The following is a 15,595-nucleotide window of genomic DNA, read 5'->3' as shown; positions in this document are numbered from 1 at the left end:
CCCGCGCCTGCGCCGGTTTCCGGCCACGTATTCATCATAGGTTGATTGGACATGGACTACGTATTGCCCCCCCAGCCGCCTGTCGCGGTTCCCGTTGCCGGCAGCGCCGCGTTGTTTCCGGTGCGCCGCGTCTATTGCGTCGGCCGCAACTACGCCGAACACGCCAAGGAAATGGGCTTCACCGGCCGTGAAGATCCGTTCTTCTTCTGCAAGCCCGCCGACGCGGTGCTGAGCGTGGCCGACGGCGAAACCGCCAAGATGCCGTACCCGCCCAAGACCTCCAACCTGCACTACGAGATGGAACTCGTCGTGGTGCTGGGCAAGGGCGGGCGCGACATTCCGGTCGAGCAGGCCAACGAATGCGTGTGGGGCTACGCGCTGGGCCTGGACATGACCCGCCGCGACCTGCAAGGCGAAATGAAGAAGCAGGGGCGTCCCTGGGAAGTGGGCAAGGCGTTCGACCTGTCCGCGCCGCTGGGCCCCATCCATCCGCGCAGCGTCGTGGGCACCCTGGACAAGGGCGCCATCTGGCTGGACGTCAACGGCCAGCGCAAGCAGTCCAGCGACATCTCGCAGATGCTGTGGAACATCCCTGAAAGCATCTCGTACCTGTCCGGCCTGTTCGAACTGCAGCCCGGCGACCTGATCTTCACCGGCACGCCCGAGGGCGTGGGCGCCGTGCTGCAAGGCGACGTCATCACCGGCGGCGTCGAAGGCCTGGGCGAACTGCGCGTCGAAATCGTCTAAATTACGGTCCGAAACCGTTTCACCACCATAGGAGCGCCAGCATGCGCAGCAAGATCGTGCTGACTGCCTTTGTCGTGTTCGGCTTTGTCCTCGCCGGTTGCAACACCGTCGCGGGCATGGGCAAGGACATGTCCAGGGCCGGCAACGCCATCACCAACGCCGCCGACAAGTAATCGGCGGAAGCAGGAAAAAAGCGCCTGGCTTATCGCAAGCCAGGCGCTTTTTTTGTCGGCGGGAGAGGGATTGCGCCGTTCTACAGCACATCCCCCGCATAATCGGCCAGGCGCGAACGCTCGCCGCGTTGCAGGGTGACGTGGCCGGAGTGGGGCCAGCCCTTGAAGCGGTCGACCACGAAGGTCAGGCCCGAGCTGCCCTCGGTCAGGTAGGGCGTGTCGATCTGGGCGATGTTGCCCAGGCAGATCACCTTGGTGCCCGGACCTGCGCGCGTGACCAGCGTCTTCATCTGCTTGGGCGTGAGGTTCTGCGCCTCGTCGATGATGAGGTACTTGTTCAGGAAGGTGCGCCCGCGCATGAAGTTCAGCGACTTGACCTTGATGCGCGAGCGGATCAGGTCCATGGTGGCCGCGCGGCCCCAGTCGCCGTTGCCTTCGCCGTCGCCCATGTTGAGCACGTCGAGGTTGTCTTCCAGCGCGCCCATCCAGGGCAGCATCTTTTCTTCCTCGGTGCCGGGCAGGAAACCGATGTCTTCACCGACCGGCACCGTGACGCGGGTCATGATGATTTCGGTGTAGCGCTTGGTCTCCAGCACCTGCGTGATGCCGGCCGCCAGCGCAAGCAGGGTCTTGCCGGTGCCCGCCTGGCCCAGCAGCGACACGAAGTCGCATTCGGGATTCATCAGCAGGTTCATGGCGAAGTTCTGTTCGCGGTTGCGCGCGGTAATGCCCCAGACGTTGTTCTTGCCGTGGGTGTAGTCGCGCAGCGTGGCCAGCACCGCCATCTTGCCGCTGACCTCGCGCACCTGCGCGTACAGCGGCATCTGGCCTTCGAAGTAGACGAACTGGTTGACCACGAACTGCGAACACAGCGGCCCGTGGATGCGGTAGAAGGTGGTGCCGCCCTGCTGCCACGATTCCACGTCCTTGCCGTGCTTGTTCCAGAAGTCCTCGGGCAGCTGCATGACGCCCGAATACATCAGGTCCGAGTCTTCCAGGACGTGGTCGTTGAAGTAGTCCTCGGCGTCCATGCCCAGCGCGCGCGCCTTCAGGCGCATGTTGATGTCCTTGGACACCAGCACGACTTCGCGCTGCGGGTACTTTTCCTGCAGCGCGCGGACCACGCCCAGGATCTGGTTGTCGGCCTTGCCCATGGGCAGGTCCGAGGGCAGGGTGCTGTGGATCGCGGTGGTCTGGAACATCAGGCGCCCGGTGGCGTCCTTGTTGCCCAGCTTGGCCAGCTCCAGGCCCTCGTCGAGCTGGGTGGCGTCCTGCACCAGCGCGTCCAGCGAACGGCTGACCTGGCGCGCGTTGCGCGCCACTTCCGACATGCCTTTCTTCTGGTGGTCCAGCTCTTCGAGCGTCATCATCGGCAGGAAGATGTCGTGCTCTTCGAAGCGGAACAGCGAGCTGGGATCGTGCAGCAGCACGTTAGTGTCCAGCACGAACAGCTTGCGCGGCTCGTTCTGGGCGCGCGGCTTGGCGCGCTTGGCGGGCGTGGCCGCGGGCTTGGCCTGGCGCTGCGCGCGCACGGCAGGCGCCGCCGGAGGAGGCGTCTGGCGAGCGGGCGCGGGAGCCTGCGCCTTGCGGGCGGGGGCAGCCATGCCTTCGAGTTGCGGTTGGACGGCCAGGGCCTCGTCGTCGGTTTCGTCGAGGGCTGGCTGGGCGTTGGACCGCGCAGCGGCGGTCTTGGTGCTGCGGGCCTGCGCCCGGGCGGGCTCGCCCGAGGGGAAGGTCAGGATGGCTGCGGGGCGGGTGGGCAACTTCGGAAGCGGCATATGTGTCACTCTCCTGTGTGGGCCGGCAATAGCGCCTGACGGATCTATCTGTGCTTGCGGCTAGCCGATGCTCTTGGCGGCCTGCAGGACTTCCTTGGCGTGGCCCGGGACCTTCACCCCGCGCCACTCCTGCACCAGCACGCCATAGGCATCGATCAAGAAGGTGCTGCGCTCGATGCCGCGCACCTGCTTGCCATACATGTTCTTCTGCTTGATGACGCCGTACAGGTTGCAGACGGTTTCGTCGGCGTCGGAGATGAGCGGGAAAGGAAGTTCGTATTTGTTCTTGAAGTTCTCGTGCGACTTCAGCGAATCGCGCGAGATGCCGATGACCACGGCGCTGGCCGACAGGAACTCGGCGTGCAGGTCGCGGAAGTCCTGGCTTTCGGTGGTGCAGCCGGGCGTATTGTCCTTGGGATAGAAATACAGGATCACGGCGCGGCCCTGGCATTGTTCGAGGCTGATGGGACCGATGGTGCTTTCAGCGGTGAACAGCGGGGCGGGCTTGCCTATGGTCGGCGTCATTATTGGGATTCTCCGTTGGGAGGGATGAGGGCCACGACGACGCGCCGGCCCTCCGCCATCAGGATGTTGTAGGTGCGCGAGGCGGCGTGGGTGTCCATGGTCTCGACCCCGATGCCCATCGCCAGCAGCGGGCGCAGCACGTCGGGGCGCAGGAACTGCTGCCGGGCGCCGGTGCCCACCAGCAGCACTTCGGGCGCGTTGGCGGGGCGTCCGGGCGCGGACTGGGCTTCGGGCTCGTCCAGGAACGCCATGGGGTCGCGCACGGGCTGGGACAGGCCAGCCGCCTGGAACAAGAGGGTGGAGGTGATGTCGGCCGGGGACTCGACGGGCCATTGGGACACTTCGCCCTCGGGGCCGAACGCGACCGACGAGGAAAAACGTACCTGGTTGACCTCGATATAGCCATCACCGTAGGCGGTGACGGTGTTCAGAGCGGCCGTCGCAGGATCGGTATGCAGCTTCAATAAAAACTCCAGCTTTATGTGCCTGATAATAGCGCATGCGCATTCAACCATGTTGTAGAAAGCGCACGGCCCCCGCCGCGCTTGCGCGCCTTCCGCCGGCAAGGGTTTCGCCTCGGGCCGGCCCCGTTTTTTTCCAATTTGCCGCCTACGCTTCCTTGCGCTAGATTACAGGGTTTTGCTGCGCTGCAAATTCCATGGGCGGCGCGGCATTCTGGCCCTTTTCCCCCACGCGCGACCGCGCCCTGGTTTTTTTGCCCTTTTTCCGCCCCTAAGGATTCCCATCATGAGGAAGTTCTCCCGCATCGAGCGTCTGCCCCCGTACGTTTTCAACATTACCGGCGAGCTCAAGATGGCGGCGCGTAGGCGCGGCGAAGACATCATCGACATGTCGATGGGCAACCCGGACGGCGCGACCCCCAAGCACATCGTCGACAAGATGGTCGAGGCCACCACGCGCCCGACCACGCACGGCTATTCGGTGTCCAAGGGCATCCCGCGCCTGCGCAAGGCCATCTGTGACTGGTACCAGCGCCGCTACGCGGTCGAGTTCGATCCGGATTCCGAGGCCATCGTCACCATCGGCTCCAAGGAAGGCCTGGCCCACCTGATGCTGGCCACGCTGGACCGCGGCGACACCGTGCTGGTGCCCAATCCCAGCTACCCGATCCACATCTACGGCGCGGTCATCGCCGGCGCCAACATCCGTTCCGTGCGCATGACGCCGGGCGTGGACTTCTTCGAGGAACTGGAACGCGCCGTGCGCGAATCGATCCCGAAGCCCAAGATGATGGTGCTGGGCTTTCCCAGCAACCCGACCGCGCAATGCGTGGACCTGTCGTTCTTCGAACGCGTGGTCGCGCTGGCCAAGGAGCACGACATCCTGGTCGTGCACGACCTGGCCTACGCCGACATCACCTTCGACGGCTACGTGGCGCCGTCCATCATGCAAGTGCCCGGCGCGCGCGACGTCGCCGTCGAGTTCTTCACGATGAGCAAGAGCTACAACATGGCCGGCTGGCGCATCGGCTACATGGTCGGCAACCGCGAGCTGGTCAATGCGCTGGCGCGCATCAAGAGTTATCACGACTACGGTACGTTCACGCCGATCCAGGTGGCTTCCATCGCCGCGCTGGACGGTCCGCAGGATTGCGTGAACGAGATCGTGGCGCAGTACCAGAGCCGCCGCGACGTGCTCGCGCGCGGCCTGCATGAAGCAGGTTGGAATGTGGAGATTCCGAAGGCGTCCATGTACATCTGGGCGCAAATCCCCGAACCCTACAGGGCGATGGGCTCTTTGGAATTCGCCAAGCGCGTCCTGTCGGACGCGAAAGTGGCCGTGTCCCCCGGGATCGGCTTCGGCGAGTACGGCGACGAATACGTGCGCTTCGCCCTGATCGAAAACGAGCAGCGCACCCGCCAGGCGGTGCGCGGCATCAAGGATATGTTCCGCAAGGACGGAGGGCTGTAGGCCCACCCCCGAAGCGCCTGCGGCGCTTCCCCCTCTAGGGGGCATGCCTGCGGACCGGCGGAGCCGGATCCGCGGCATCCCGATTTCGGGGGGGCACCCGTTCCGCATTATGGAGAACTGAAGATGAATTCCCCTCAACGTCCGCCTGCTGAGGGAGCGGCGATGAATCCGATGAAAGTCGGCCTGCTGGGCCTGGGCGTGGTGGGCGGCGGCACGTGGTCCGTGCTGTCGCGCAACGCTGAAGAAATCGCGCGCCGCGCGGGCCGGCGGATCGAAGTGACGCGCGCCGCCGTGCGCGACGTGGCCAAGGCGCGCACGCGCGTGGGCGACGCGCTGCAGGTCGATGCCGACGTGCACGCGCTGGTGCGCGATCCGGAAATCGACATCGTGGTCGAACTCATCGGCGGCGACACGCTGGCGCGCGAGCTGGTGCTCGAAGCCATTGCCAACGGCAAGCACGTGGTGACGGCCAACAAGGCGCTGCTGGCCAAGCATGGCAACGAGATCTTCGCCGCGGCGCACGAGCGCGGCGTGATGGTGACGTTCGAAGCCGCCGTGGCCGGCGGCATTCCCATCATCAAGGCGATCCGCGAGGGCCTGACCGCCAACCGCATCCAGTGGGTGGCCGGCATCATCAACGGCACCACCAATTTCATCCTGTCGGAAATGCGCTCGCGCGGCCTGCCGTTCGCCGACGTGCTGGCCGAGGCGCAGCGCCTGGGCTACGCCGAGGCCGATCCCACTTTCGACGTGGAAGGCGTGGACGCCGCGCACAAGCTGACGCTGCTGGCCTCGCTGGCCTTCGGCGTGCCGGTGCAGTTCGACCGCGCCTACATCGAAGGCATCTCGCAGCTGGCCGCCGAGGACATCGAGCATGCCGAGCGCCTGGGCTACCGCATCAAGCTGCTGGGCGTGACCAAGCGCCGCCCCGACGGCATCGAGCTGCGCGTGCATCCGGCGCTGGTGCCGTCCGAGCGCCTGCTGGCCAACGTCGAGGGCGCCATGAACGCCGTGCTGGTCAAGGGCGACGCCGTCGGCCCCACGCTGTACTACGGCCAGGGCGCGGGCGAAGAGCCCACCGCCTCGGCGGTCGTGGCCGACCTGGTCGACGTGACCCGCCTGCACACCGCCGACCCCGGCAACCGCGTGCCGCACCTGGCGTTCCAGCCGGACGCCATGTCGGACACGCCGATCCTGCCCATCGAGCAGGTCAGCACTTCGTACTACCTGCGCCTGCGCGTGGACGACCAGCCCGGCGTGCTGGCCGACATCGCGCGCATCCTGGCCGACCGCTCCATTTCGATCGGGTCGATGATCCAGCAGCCCTCGCACATCGGCGGCGCGGATATCATTTTCCTGACGCACGAAGCGGTCGAAGGCAATGTCAACCAGGCGATCGAACGCATCGAGGCGCTGCCGTTCGTGCGCTCCAAAGTTACGCGCCTGCGCGTGGAACACCTCGTATGAAATACATCTCCACCCGCGGCGGCATGAAGCCGCTGGAATTCTCCGACATCCTGCTCGAAGGTCTGGCGCCCGACGGCGGCCTGGCGGTGCCCGAGCAGCTGCCCCAGGTTTCGGCCGAGACGCTGGAATCCTGGCGCGGCCTGTCGTACGCGGACCTGGCGTATGAAGTGCTGTCGCGCTTCGCCACCGACATTCCCGCCGACGATCTGCGCCGCCTGACCCGCGCCGCGTACACGCAGGAGATCTTCAACAGCGAAGACATCGTCCCGCTGCGCCCGCTCGACGGCGGCCTGTCGCTGCTGGGCCTGTCCGAAGGGCCGACGCTGGCCTTCAAGGACATGGCCATGCAGTTCCTGGGCCAGGTGTTCGAATACGTGCTGGACAAGCGCGGCACCACGCTGAACATCGTGGGCGCCACCTCGGGCGACACCGGCTCGGCGGCCGAGTACGCGCTGCGCGGCAAGCGCGGCGTGGCGGTGTTCATGCTGTCGCCGCACGGCCGTATGAGCGCCTTCCAGCGCGCGCAGATGTATTCGCTGCAGGACGAGAACATCCACAACATCGCGGTGCGCGGCGTGTTCGACGAGGCCCAGGACATCGTCAAGTCGCTGGCCGGCGACCTGGCGTTCAAGACCAAGTACCGCCTCGGCGCGGTCAATTCCATCAACTGGGCGCGCATCGCGGCCCAGGTGGTGTACTACTTCCACGGCTGGCTGCGCGCTTCTGATAAGCCCGGCCAGCAGGTCTCGTTCGCCGTGCCCTCGGGCAACTTCGGCAACATCCTGTCGGGCCACATCGCGCGCGGCATGGGCCTGCCGATCCGCCGCCTGGTGCTGGCCACCAACGAGAACAACGTGCTGGAGGAGTTCTTCCGCACCGGCGTGTACCGCCCGCGGCCCGCGGAACAGACCTACGCCACGTCCAGCCCCTCGATGGACATCTCGCGCGCCTCGAATTTCGAGCGCTTCGTGTTCGACCTGGTCGGCCGCGACGCCGGCCGCGTCCAGGCCTTGTGGCAGGCGCTGGCGCGCGACGGCTCGTTCGACCTCTCCGACCTGCTGCCGCAGTTCGAATCGCGCTACGGCTTCGTGTCGGGCGCCAGCACCCACGAGGACCGGCTGGCCACGATCCGCTCGGTCTACGACGCCACCGGCGTGCTGGTCGATCCGCACACGGCCGACGGCGTCAAGGTCGCGCGCGACTTCGTCGAGCCGGGCGTGCCCATGCTGGTGCTGGAAACCGCGCTGCCGGCGAAGTTCTCGGAAACCATCGAAGCGGCGCTGGGCCGCCCGGCCACGCCGCCGGGCAATCTGGCCGACCTGGAATCGCTGCCGCAGCGCGTGGCCGTCATGGACTGCGACCCGGCCGAGGTGCGCCGCTATATCGAGGCCCACGCCAAGGTGTAAAGGCCGCTTGCCGCTTGTGTGAGTGTGCAACCCCTCGCTGGCCCGGCCGGCGAGGGGTTTTTCGTTTGCGCGGCGGCGATCGCCCAGGGCGCAGCGGGAAATGAAATCGGGGCCGGGTGGATTACTTTCTCATGCATTTGGACCACAACCCGTCACGTATGCGGCCGGGGCGTCAGATACAGTAAATCCACATTCATACTCGGAGAACACGCCCATGAATCTGAAGACCATGACGCTGGCCCTGGCTGTGAGCGGATTTGGAGTATTGGCCGGATGCTCGTCTCCCTCGGTCATTCAGCAGCGGGACGGCAGCTCGACCGTGACCCCCGACGAGCCCAGCTACGACAAAGATACCGGCATGTACGAATACGACAAGGACGGCAAGAAGGTCCAGATCAACAAGGATGACGTGAAGTCGATCGAACAGGTGAAGTGACCTTCCGCCGTCCGCGGTAAAGACAAAGCCCCGGCCTGGTGACAGGCCGGGGCTTTGTCATGGGGGGGCGGGAATCAGCCCGCCGCGTCCTCGGCGTGGTAGCGGCCCACGCGCTCGACTTCGTTCTTCGAACCCAGGATCACGCTGACGCGCTGGTGCAGCTTTTCGGGCTGGATGTCCATGATGCGCTGCACGCCGTTGATCGCCGCGCCGCCGGCCTGTTCGACCAGGAAGCTCATCGGGTTGGCTTCGTACATCAGGCGCAGCTTGCCGGCCTTGCCCGGCTCGCGCGCGTCCCAGGGGTACATGAAGATGCCGCCGCGGGTCAGGATGCGATGCACGTCGGCCACCATCGAGGCGATCCAGCGCATGTTGTAGTCCTTGCCCAGCGGGCCGGTGGAACCGGCCAGACAGTCGTCGATGTAGCGCTTGACTGGGGGAGCCCAGTGGCGCATGTTGGACATGTTGATGGCGAATTCCTTGGTGTCCTCGGGCACGCGGATGTCCTCGTGGGTCAGCACCCACGAGCCCATTTCGCGGTCCAGCGTAAAGCCCACCACGCCGTTGCCGATGGTCAGCACCAGCATGGTCTGGGGACCGTACACCGCGTAGCCCGCCACGACCTGCTTGTTGCCGGGCTGCAGGAAATCCTGCTCGCACACCGGCGCGCCGGAGACGTTGTGGGGCGCGTGCAGCACCGAGAAGATGGTGCCGATGGAAACGTTGACGTCGATGTTCGACGAGCCGTCCAGCGGATCGAACAGCAGCAGGTATTCGCCCTTGGGATAGCGGTTCGGGATCAGATGGATGGTTTCCATTTCCTCCGAGGCCATGGCCGCGAGGTGGCCGCCCCATTCATTGGCTTCGAGCAGGATTTCGTTGGACAGCACGTCCAGCTTCTTCTGCACTTCGCCCTGGACGTTCTCGCTTTCCAGGCTGCCGAGCACGCCGCCGAGCGCGCCCTTGCTGACGGCATGGCTGATGGCCTTGCAGGCGCGCGCCACGACTTCGATGAGCAGCCGCACTTCCGGCGCGAGGGCTTGGGCGGAGCGTTGCTGCTCCACCAGGTATTGGGTCAGTGTTTTACGTTTCAAAAGAATCTCCCTATGCGGCGAATTCTAACGCCTTCGATACGATTTCCTGCACGTTGCGCGACAGGCCCTCATGCGCCCGCACGCGCTGCAGCGCGGCCTGCATGGGCGCGCGCAGGGCGGGCACGAAGCGCGACCAGTTGTCCAGCGCGCGGGCCAGCCGGGCGGCGATCTCCGGGTTGAGCGCGTCCAGCGCCAGCACCTGCTCGGCCCAGAACGCGTAGCCCGAACCGTCCGGATGGTGCATGCCGCGGGCGTTGTTCAGGCAGAACTGGAAAATCAGCGCGCGGGCGCGGTTCGGGTTGCGCAGCGTGAACGCGGGATGCTGCATCAGCTCGCGCGCCGTCTGCACGGTAGTCGAACGCGCGCTGGCCTGCAGCGCGAACCATTTGTCCACCACCAGCGGGTTGTCGCGCCATTTGTCGTAGAAGGCGGCCAGCGCCTGCTGCGGAAACTCGCCCTGGCCGAAATTGATCAGGGCCGACAGCGCGGCCATGCTGTCGGTCATGTTGCCGGCCTGGCCATAGAGCTGTTCGGCCAGGCGCTGGGCGTCGGTCTCGCCGGCGGCCATGAGGTGGCTGAGCGCCAGATTCTTCAGCGCGCGCCGCCCGGCCGGAACCGGGGCCGGGCTGTACTCGCCCGGCGTCTGGTTGGCCTCGAAGGCCTGCCGGAATTCGGCGGCCAGCTGGCGGCCCAGTTCGGCGCGCAGGAAGTCGCGGGCCACGGCCAGGGCCGGCGGGTCCACCTGGCGCATGCGTTCGGCCAGCGTCTTTTCCGAGGGCAGGGCCAGGGCGCGGGCGCGGTAGGCGGCGTCGAGCGCCGGATCGGTCAGCAGCGCGCGCCAGGTGTCGATGAAGGCCGGGTCGGCCTGCAGCGTGCGGCCGGCCTGGCGGGCCTCGGCCAGGGCCAGGATCTGGCGCGTGGCGAACTCCTGGCCCGCTTCCCAGCGTGCGAACGGATTGCCGTCATGCGCCGACAGCAGGGCCAGCTCTTCGTTGGTCCAGCCGTATTCCACGATCACCGGGGCCGAGAAGTCGCGCAGCAGCGACGGCACCGGACGTTCGGCGATGTCCTCGAAGACCCATTGCTGGCTTTGCTCGGTCAGTTCCAGCAGGGCGGTTTCGGTGGTGTTGCCTTCGTGGCGCAGCGGCAGGGCGCGGCCCTGGCGGTCCAGCAGGCCGATGGCGAACGGAATGTGGAAGGGCGCCTTGACGTAGTCGGCGCCGGCTTTCTTCTCGACGCCCACCGGCGGGCAGGCCTGGGTCAGCGTCACGGTGCAGCGGCGCGCGGCGGCGTCGTGGTCGAGCTTGACCGTCACGCGCGGCGTGCCGGCCTGGCGATACCAGCGGCGGAACACGGACAGGTCGCGCCCCGGGTGCTGGCGCACGTACACGGACTCCATCGCGGCGACGAAGTCGTCGCAGGTCACGGCCTGGCCGTCGTGGCGGCGGAAGTATTCGTCCATGCCGGCGCGAAAGCCCGCCTCGCCCAGCAGCGTGTGCTGCATGCGGATGACCTCGGCGCCTTTCTCGTACACGGTGGCGGTGTAGAAATTGCCGATCTCCTGGTAGCTTTCCGGGCGGATCGGGTGGGCCATGGGCCCGGCGTCTTCCGGGAACTGCGCGGCGCGCAGCGCCACCACGTCGTCGATGCGCTTGACGGCGCGGGCGCTGGCGGCGGCCGCGGCCTCCATGCCGTCGGCCATCATGTCGGCGCTGAATTCCTGGTCGCGGAAGACGGTCAGGCCTTCTTTCAGGCTCAGCTGGAACCAGTCGCGGCAGGTCACGCGGTTGCCGGTCCAGTTGTGGAAGTATTCATGGCCGATGACGGATTCGATGCCTTCGTAATTGGCGTCGGTGGCGGTGTCGGCGTCGGCCAGCACGTAGGCGGCGTTGAAAATGTTCAAGCCCTTGTTTTCCATCGCGCCCATATTGAAATCATGGACGGCCACGACCATGAAGCGGTCCAGGTCCAGCTCCAGGCCGAAACGGTTTTCGTCCCAGCGCAGCGCGCGCACCAGCGAGTCCAGCGCCCATTCGGTCTTGGTCTCGGAGCCGGGATCGCTGTAGACCTGCAGCAGCACGTCGCGGCCGCTGGCGGTCTTGACCGTGGTTTCGCGATGCGTGAGCTTGCCGGCCACCAGGGCGAACAGATAGCAGGGCTTGGGGAACGGGTCTTCCCATTCGACTTCGTTGCGCCCGTCGGGCAGCTGGCGCGAGGCGACCAGGTTGCCGTTGGACAGCAGCACCGGATAATCGGGCAGGGCGCGCAGGGTGACGCGGTAGCGCGACATCACGTCGGGCCGGTCGGCGAACCAGGTGATGCGGCGGAATCCCTCGGCCTCGCACTGCGTGAAGAAATTGCCGCCGGACACGTACAGGCCCATCAGCGTGGAATTGGCCGAAGGCTTGCAGCGGCTGACGATTTCCACCGTGGCGCTGGCAGGCAGCCCCAGCAGTTCGAGGCGGCGCTCGGAAAGGCGGTAGCGTTCGGCCGGCAACCCCGCGCCATCCACCGCTACCGAGACGAGTTCCAGCTCTTCGCCGTCGAGGACCAGCGCCGCGTCGGCGCCGGCGTCGGGCTTGCGGCGCACCTGCATGGCGCAGCGCACTTCGGTCGCGTCGGGCGCGAGGTCGAAGGCGAGCGCGACTTCGGGAATATCGTAGGGGTAGGGCTGGTAATCCTTGCGATAAACGGTTACGGGCGTGTCGGTGCGCATGGGATTTCAGTCCTGTTATGAACGAGGGCCCTATTGTAGTGGCTGGACCCGCCGGGCCGCCTGAACCTTATGGATTACCGTAAACTTTTCGGGTGCGGACCGGTCAAACCGCAGTAAATGGCGCCGCCGTGCGGAAGGAGTAGCAGAATGTCCAAGTCATCCATGTTCAATGCGGGCCGCTGGGCCGGCGTGCTCGCCGTGGCGGGGGCGCTTGCGTTGACGGGCTGCGCCGCTCCCACGGTATCGGCGCGGGTGACGTCATTTCAACAATGGCCCGCGGGCGTGGAAGGGCAGACCTACCGCTTCGTGCCGGCCGATGCCTCGCAAAACAATAATCTCGAATATCAGTCGTACCAGGACATGGTGCGCGCCGGCATCGGCGCAACCGGCCTGGTCGAGGCGCAGCACGGCGCCAAGAGCCGTTTCGATGTCTCGTTCCGTTACGGAACCACGCAGACCCAGGTAATGGTGCGGCGTGCGTATGACCCGTATTTCTACGGCGGCTACGGCTATGGCGGCTACGGCGGTTTCTACGGTCCCGGCCCCTGGGGCCCGGGCTTCTGGGGCCCCGACTGGGTGGACGTGCCGATGGTGGTCCAGCGCAATTCGCTCACGCTGCAGATCTACGATACCCAGCGCGGCGGCGCCGAGGTATACCGTTCGACCGCATACATATTGAGCGAGCGCGACGATTTCACGCGCACCATGCCGTATCTGGTGCGTGCAATATTTGATAATTTCCCTGGAAATAATGGCGCCGAGCGCGAGATCAAATTTCCCACGCAATGAGTCGCGCTCCGAGCATAAATAAAATCGGCGCACCATAATGGTGCGCCGATTTTATTTCTTACTGCCGGATAGGTTTTATTCTTTGATAAGAAAACTATCGCGGGTGGCGCCGGCGGCTTCTTCGGCGGCCAGCCAGCGCGGCGCCTTGCCGCGGCCGCTCCAGGTTTCGCCGGTTTGCGGATGGCGGTACTTGGGCGCGACGGCGCGCTTGGCGGCGGTGGCGGGGCGCGCAGCGGCGCCAGCCTTGCGGCGGCCGCCGGCGGCGCGGCCGGGCTTGGCGGCGCCATAGGCTGCAATGATCTCCTCGGGCGTGATGTCGTACTCGCGCATCGAGGTGATGATCGAGTTGATCACGGGCTTGCGACGTTTGGTTTGGAGGATTTCAGCCTTCTTCTGGAGCTTGTTGATCTCTTTTTCGATCTTTGCTTGCAGTGCTGCGTAGGTTTCTCGGGCCATGGTTTATTCCTGATTATGGAACTGCTTTTAATCGCCGGCGAAGTTATGTGTAATTGTTGTGCCTCGCATAATACATAAATTACGTCCTGATTTCCTTGTTTTAGGACTAATTACTTTGTATCAAAAGGGTCGGGCGATCTTTAAACTTATCCATATCGCCGCGGCGGACGCCGGCGGGAATGAATATTCGCAGATATGGGACAACTTGAAACATATGGAGTTCCACTACGTGGACACTGAATGACGCCACATATTTGCACAAGTAGTCAGATGACTTGTCATGATAGTTACCGTTTAATCGCCGGCGAGGGTGAATCCGCTGGGGCGCGCGCCGGGCATAATGGCGTCGCGCACGGCGATTTCATTTTCATGTCAAGTTGTACGATGAGCTGGCGTAATCCATCCAAAGCCACAAATTTGCTTAACTTGATAGTTAATGTCCCGCCCCCATATGGGATGGGCGGATAATCCTTGCGGCGGCCGCGACGCCGGGGCCGAGTCGGCGGTACGATACGGTCTTGAGCGCCATTGCAGGCGCGCGTCTCCACGCCGCCGTCCCTGAACAGAGTCCCATGAAAATCATCGATCCCGCCATTGCTTCCCTCGCCACCGCCAAATCGCTGCTGCTCGACCCCTGGGGGCTGACCGAGGCCGATATGGCGCGTGCGCTGGGTGAAATCTTCACCCACAAGGTCGACTACGCCGACCTGTATTTCCAATACACGCGCAGCGAAGGCTGGAGCCTGGAAGAGGGCATCGTCAAGACCGGCAGTTTCTCGATCAGCCAGGGCGTCGGCGTGCGCGCCGTGAGCGGCGAGAAAACCGCTTTCGCCTATTCCGATTCGCTCTCGCCCGAAGCGCTGCTGTCGTCGGCGCAGGCCGTGCGCGGCATCGCGCGGCGCGGCGCGGGCAAGGTGAAAGTGGCGGCCCAGGTCGAAGCCGAAACCGGCCGCAGCCTGTATTCCGACATCGACCCCGTGGCCTCGCTCAGCGCGCCCGAGAAAGTCGCCCTGCTCGAACGCGTCGAGCGCATGGCGCGTGCGCGCGACCCGCACGTGATCCAGGTCATGGCCGGCCTGGGCGCCGAATACGACGTGGTGCTGGTGGCCGGCAGCGACGGCCGCCTGGCCGCCGACGTGCGCCCGCTGGTGCGCCTGTCCCTGACCGTGATCGCCGAGCGCAACGGCCGCCGCGAAATGGGCCATGCCGGCGGCGGCGGGCGCCTGGGCCTGGCTTATTTCACCGACGACATGCTGCAGGGCTACGTCGAGCGCGCCGTGCACGAAGCCCTGGTCAACCTCGAGGCGCGACCGGCGCCGGCCGGCGAAATGACCGTGGTGCTGGGTTCGGGCTGGCCCGGCATCCTGCTGCACGAGGCGGTCGGCCACGGCCTGGAAGGCGACTTCAACCGCAAGGGCTCCAGCGTGTTCTCGGGCCGCATCGGCGAGCGCGTGGCTTCCAAGGGCGTGACGGTGGTCGACGACGGCACGATTCCGGACCGCCGCGGCTCGCTCAACATCGACGACGAGGGCAACGCCACCCAGCGCAACGTGCTGATCGAAGACGGCATTCTGCGCGGCTACATGCAGGACACGCTCAACGCGCGCCTCATGAAAACCGCCGCCACCGGCAACGGCCGCCGCGAATCCTTCGCCCACCTGCCGATGCCGCGCATGACCAACACCTACATGCTGGCCGGCGACAAGCCGGCCGAGGAAATCATCTCCTCGGTCAAGCGCGGCCTGTACGCGGTCAATTTCGGCGGCGGCCAGGTCGACATCACCAACGGCAAGTTCGTGTTCTCGGCCTCCGAGGCCTACATGATCGAAAACGGCAAGGTGACCTACCCGGTCAAGGGCGCCACCCTCATCGGCAACGGCCCGGACGCCATGAACCGCGTCACCATGATCGGCAACGACCTGCAGCTGGATTCCGGCGTGGGCACCTGCGGCAAGGACGGCCAGAGCGTGCCGGTCGGCGTCGGCATGCCGACGGTGCGCATGGAGGGTTTGACCGTAGGCGGCACCGCTTGACGGTGTGGACGGGTGCAACCATCCGGCGAAAACCCGCGTGACG

Annotated in this window: 14 protein-coding genes; 8 read left to right on the top strand and 6 right to left on the bottom strand. The window is 65.6% G+C overall.

Going from position 1 to position 15,595, the window contains the following annotated elements; all coding sequences use genetic code 11:
• Positions 1 to 51 precede the first annotated feature (51 nt).
• Together AC1M14_RS18765 and AC1M14_RS18760 are read left to right on the top strand one after the other, a co-directional pair.
• Complete coding sequence (locus AC1M14_RS18765; protein ID WP_102774744.1) at positions 52 to 747, top strand: fumarylacetoacetate hydrolase family protein; 696 nt, start codon at positions 52 to 54, stop codon at positions 745 to 747.
• A gap of 41 nt (positions 748 to 788) precedes the next feature.
• Positions 789 to 920, top strand: coding sequence for an entericidin A/B family lipoprotein (locus AC1M14_RS18760; protein ID WP_006388428.1), 132 nt, complete (start codon positions 789 to 791; stop codon positions 918 to 920).
• A gap of 80 nt (positions 921 to 1,000) precedes the next feature.
• Here the strand turns inward: AC1M14_RS18760 and AC1M14_RS18755 are convergent, their stop codons facing one another.
• From AC1M14_RS18755 to AC1M14_RS18745, 3 genes are read right to left on the bottom strand one after another with little or no spacing between them, the layout of a single operon-like run.
• On the bottom strand, positions 1,001 to 2,698 hold the full coding sequence (locus AC1M14_RS18755; RefSeq protein WP_209166784.1) for a PhoH family protein: 1,698 nt from the start codon (positions 2,696 to 2,698) through the stop codon (positions 1,001 to 1,003).
• Between the two features lie 60 nt (positions 2,699 to 2,758).
• On the bottom strand, positions 2,759 to 3,223 hold the full coding sequence (locus AC1M14_RS18750; protein ID WP_102774742.1) for a peroxiredoxin: 465 nt from the start codon (positions 3,221 to 3,223) through the stop codon (positions 2,759 to 2,761).
• The gene (locus AC1M14_RS18745; RefSeq protein WP_102774741.1) at positions 3,223 to 3,687 is read right to left on the bottom strand and encodes an Mth938-like domain-containing protein; all 465 of its coding nucleotides are present in this window, start codon (positions 3,685 to 3,687) and stop codon (positions 3,223 to 3,225) included. Before AC1M14_RS18745 ends, AC1M14_RS18750 begins: the two co-directional genes overlap by 1 nt.
• 283 nt (positions 3,688 to 3,970) lie before the next feature.
• Here AC1M14_RS18745 and alaC point away from each other — a divergent pair, with 283 nt between their 5' ends.
• The 4 genes from alaC (at position 3,971) to AC1M14_RS18725 (ending at position 8,464) form a co-directional block, all read left to right on the top strand.
• Positions 3,971 to 5,155, top strand: a complete 1,185-nt coding sequence (alaC, locus tag AC1M14_RS18740) for an alanine transaminase (RefSeq protein ID WP_102774946.1) — start codon at positions 3,971 to 3,973, stop codon at positions 5,153 to 5,155.
• Positions 5,156 to 5,317: 162 nt separating this feature from the next.
• Positions 5,318 to 6,622: a homoserine dehydrogenase gene (locus AC1M14_RS18735; protein WP_479730241.1), complete on the top strand. Its 1,305-nt coding sequence runs from the start codon at positions 5,318 to 5,320 to the stop codon at positions 6,620 to 6,622.
• Positions 6,619 to 8,028, top strand: a complete 1,410-nt coding sequence (gene thrC, locus AC1M14_RS18730) for a threonine synthase (RefSeq protein WP_102774739.1) — start codon at positions 6,619 to 6,621, stop codon at positions 8,026 to 8,028. The genes AC1M14_RS18735 and thrC overlap by 4 nt, the downstream gene beginning before the upstream one ends.
• Before the next feature lie 214 nt (positions 8,029 to 8,242).
• Complete coding sequence (locus AC1M14_RS18725; protein WP_102774738.1) at positions 8,243 to 8,464, top strand: YgdI/YgdR family lipoprotein; 222 nt, start codon at positions 8,243 to 8,245, stop codon at positions 8,462 to 8,464.
• A gap of 74 nt (positions 8,465 to 8,538) precedes the next feature.
• Here AC1M14_RS18725 and AC1M14_RS18720 read toward each other — a convergent pair whose 3' ends face one another.
• Together AC1M14_RS18720 and pepN are read right to left on the bottom strand one after the other, a co-directional pair.
• Complete coding sequence (locus AC1M14_RS18720; RefSeq protein WP_102774737.1) at positions 8,539 to 9,558, bottom strand: class 1 fructose-bisphosphatase; 1,020 nt, start codon at positions 9,556 to 9,558, stop codon at positions 8,539 to 8,541.
• A gap of 10 nt (positions 9,559 to 9,568) precedes the next feature.
• Positions 9,569 to 12,274 (bottom strand): aminopeptidase N, encoded by a 2,706-nt coding sequence (gene pepN, locus AC1M14_RS18715; RefSeq protein WP_479730240.1) that lies wholly within the window; start codon positions 12,272 to 12,274, stop codon positions 9,569 to 9,571.
• Between the two features lie 147 nt (positions 12,275 to 12,421).
• Between pepN and AC1M14_RS18710 the strand changes: the two genes are divergently transcribed.
• Positions 12,422 to 13,063 (top strand): DUF4136 domain-containing protein, encoded by a 642-nt coding sequence (locus AC1M14_RS18710; protein WP_111827027.1) that lies wholly within the window; start codon positions 12,422 to 12,424, stop codon positions 13,061 to 13,063.
• 75 nt (positions 13,064 to 13,138) lie between these two features.
• Here the strand turns inward: AC1M14_RS18710 and AC1M14_RS18705 are convergent, their stop codons facing one another.
• The gene (locus AC1M14_RS18705; protein WP_102774734.1) at positions 13,139 to 13,519 is read right to left on the bottom strand and encodes an H-NS histone family protein; all 381 of its coding nucleotides are present in this window, start codon (positions 13,517 to 13,519) and stop codon (positions 13,139 to 13,141) included.
• A 572-nt stretch (positions 13,520 to 14,091) separates the two neighbouring features.
• Between AC1M14_RS18705 and tldD the strand changes: the two genes are divergently transcribed.
• A complete protein-coding gene (tldD, locus tag AC1M14_RS18700) occupies positions 14,092 to 15,552 on the top strand; it encodes a metalloprotease TldD (RefSeq protein ID WP_102774733.1) in 1,461 nt (486 codons plus the stop codon).
• Positions 15,553 to 15,595: the final 43 nt, after the last annotated feature.

The organism is Achromobacter sp. SX5 (genome assembly GCF_056711425.1).
The sequence above is the reverse complement of the archived record's forward strand: the minus strand, read 5'-3'. Positions and strand labels throughout refer to the sequence as shown.

Bases quoted from the DNA above. Each gene is read 5' to 3' on its own strand.
- AC1M14_RS18725 (WP_102774738.1), top strand. From the start codon at position 8,243: ATGAATCTGAAGACCATGACGCTGGCCCTGGCTGTGAGCGGATTTGGA.
- tldD (WP_102774733.1), top strand. From the start codon at position 14,092: ATGAAAATCATCGATCCCGCCATTGCTTCCCTCGCCACCGCCAAATCG.
- AC1M14_RS18765 (WP_102774744.1), top strand. From the start codon at position 52: ATGGACTACGTATTGCCCCCCCAGCCGCCTGTCGCGGTTCCCGTTGCC.
- thrC (WP_102774739.1), top strand. From the start codon at position 6,619: ATGAAATACATCTCCACCCGCGGCGGCATGAAGCCGCTGGAATTCTCC.
- AC1M14_RS18705 (WP_102774734.1), bottom strand. From the start codon at position 13,519: ATGGCCCGAGAAACCTACGCAGCACTGCAAGCAAAGATCGAAAAAGAG.
- AC1M14_RS18710 (WP_111827027.1), top strand. From the start codon at position 12,422: ATGTCCAAGTCATCCATGTTCAATGCGGGCCGCTGGGCCGGCGTGCTC.
- AC1M14_RS18735 (WP_479730241.1), top strand. From the start codon at position 5,318: ATGAATCCGATGAAAGTCGGCCTGCTGGGCCTGGGCGTGGTGGGCGGC.
- alaC (WP_102774946.1), top strand. From the start codon at position 3,971: ATGAGGAAGTTCTCCCGCATCGAGCGTCTGCCCCCGTACGTTTTCAAC.
- pepN (WP_479730240.1), bottom strand. From the start codon at position 12,274: ATGCGCACCGACACGCCCGTAACCGTTTATCGCAAGGATTACCAGCCC.
- AC1M14_RS18760 (WP_006388428.1), top strand. From the start codon at position 789: ATGCGCAGCAAGATCGTGCTGACTGCCTTTGTCGTGTTCGGCTTTGTC.
- AC1M14_RS18755 (WP_209166784.1), bottom strand. From the start codon at position 2,698: ATGCCGCTTCCGAAGTTGCCCACCCGCCCCGCAGCCATCCTGACCTTC.
- AC1M14_RS18750 (WP_102774742.1), bottom strand. From the start codon at position 3,223: ATGACGCCGACCATAGGCAAGCCCGCCCCGCTGTTCACCGCTGAAAGC.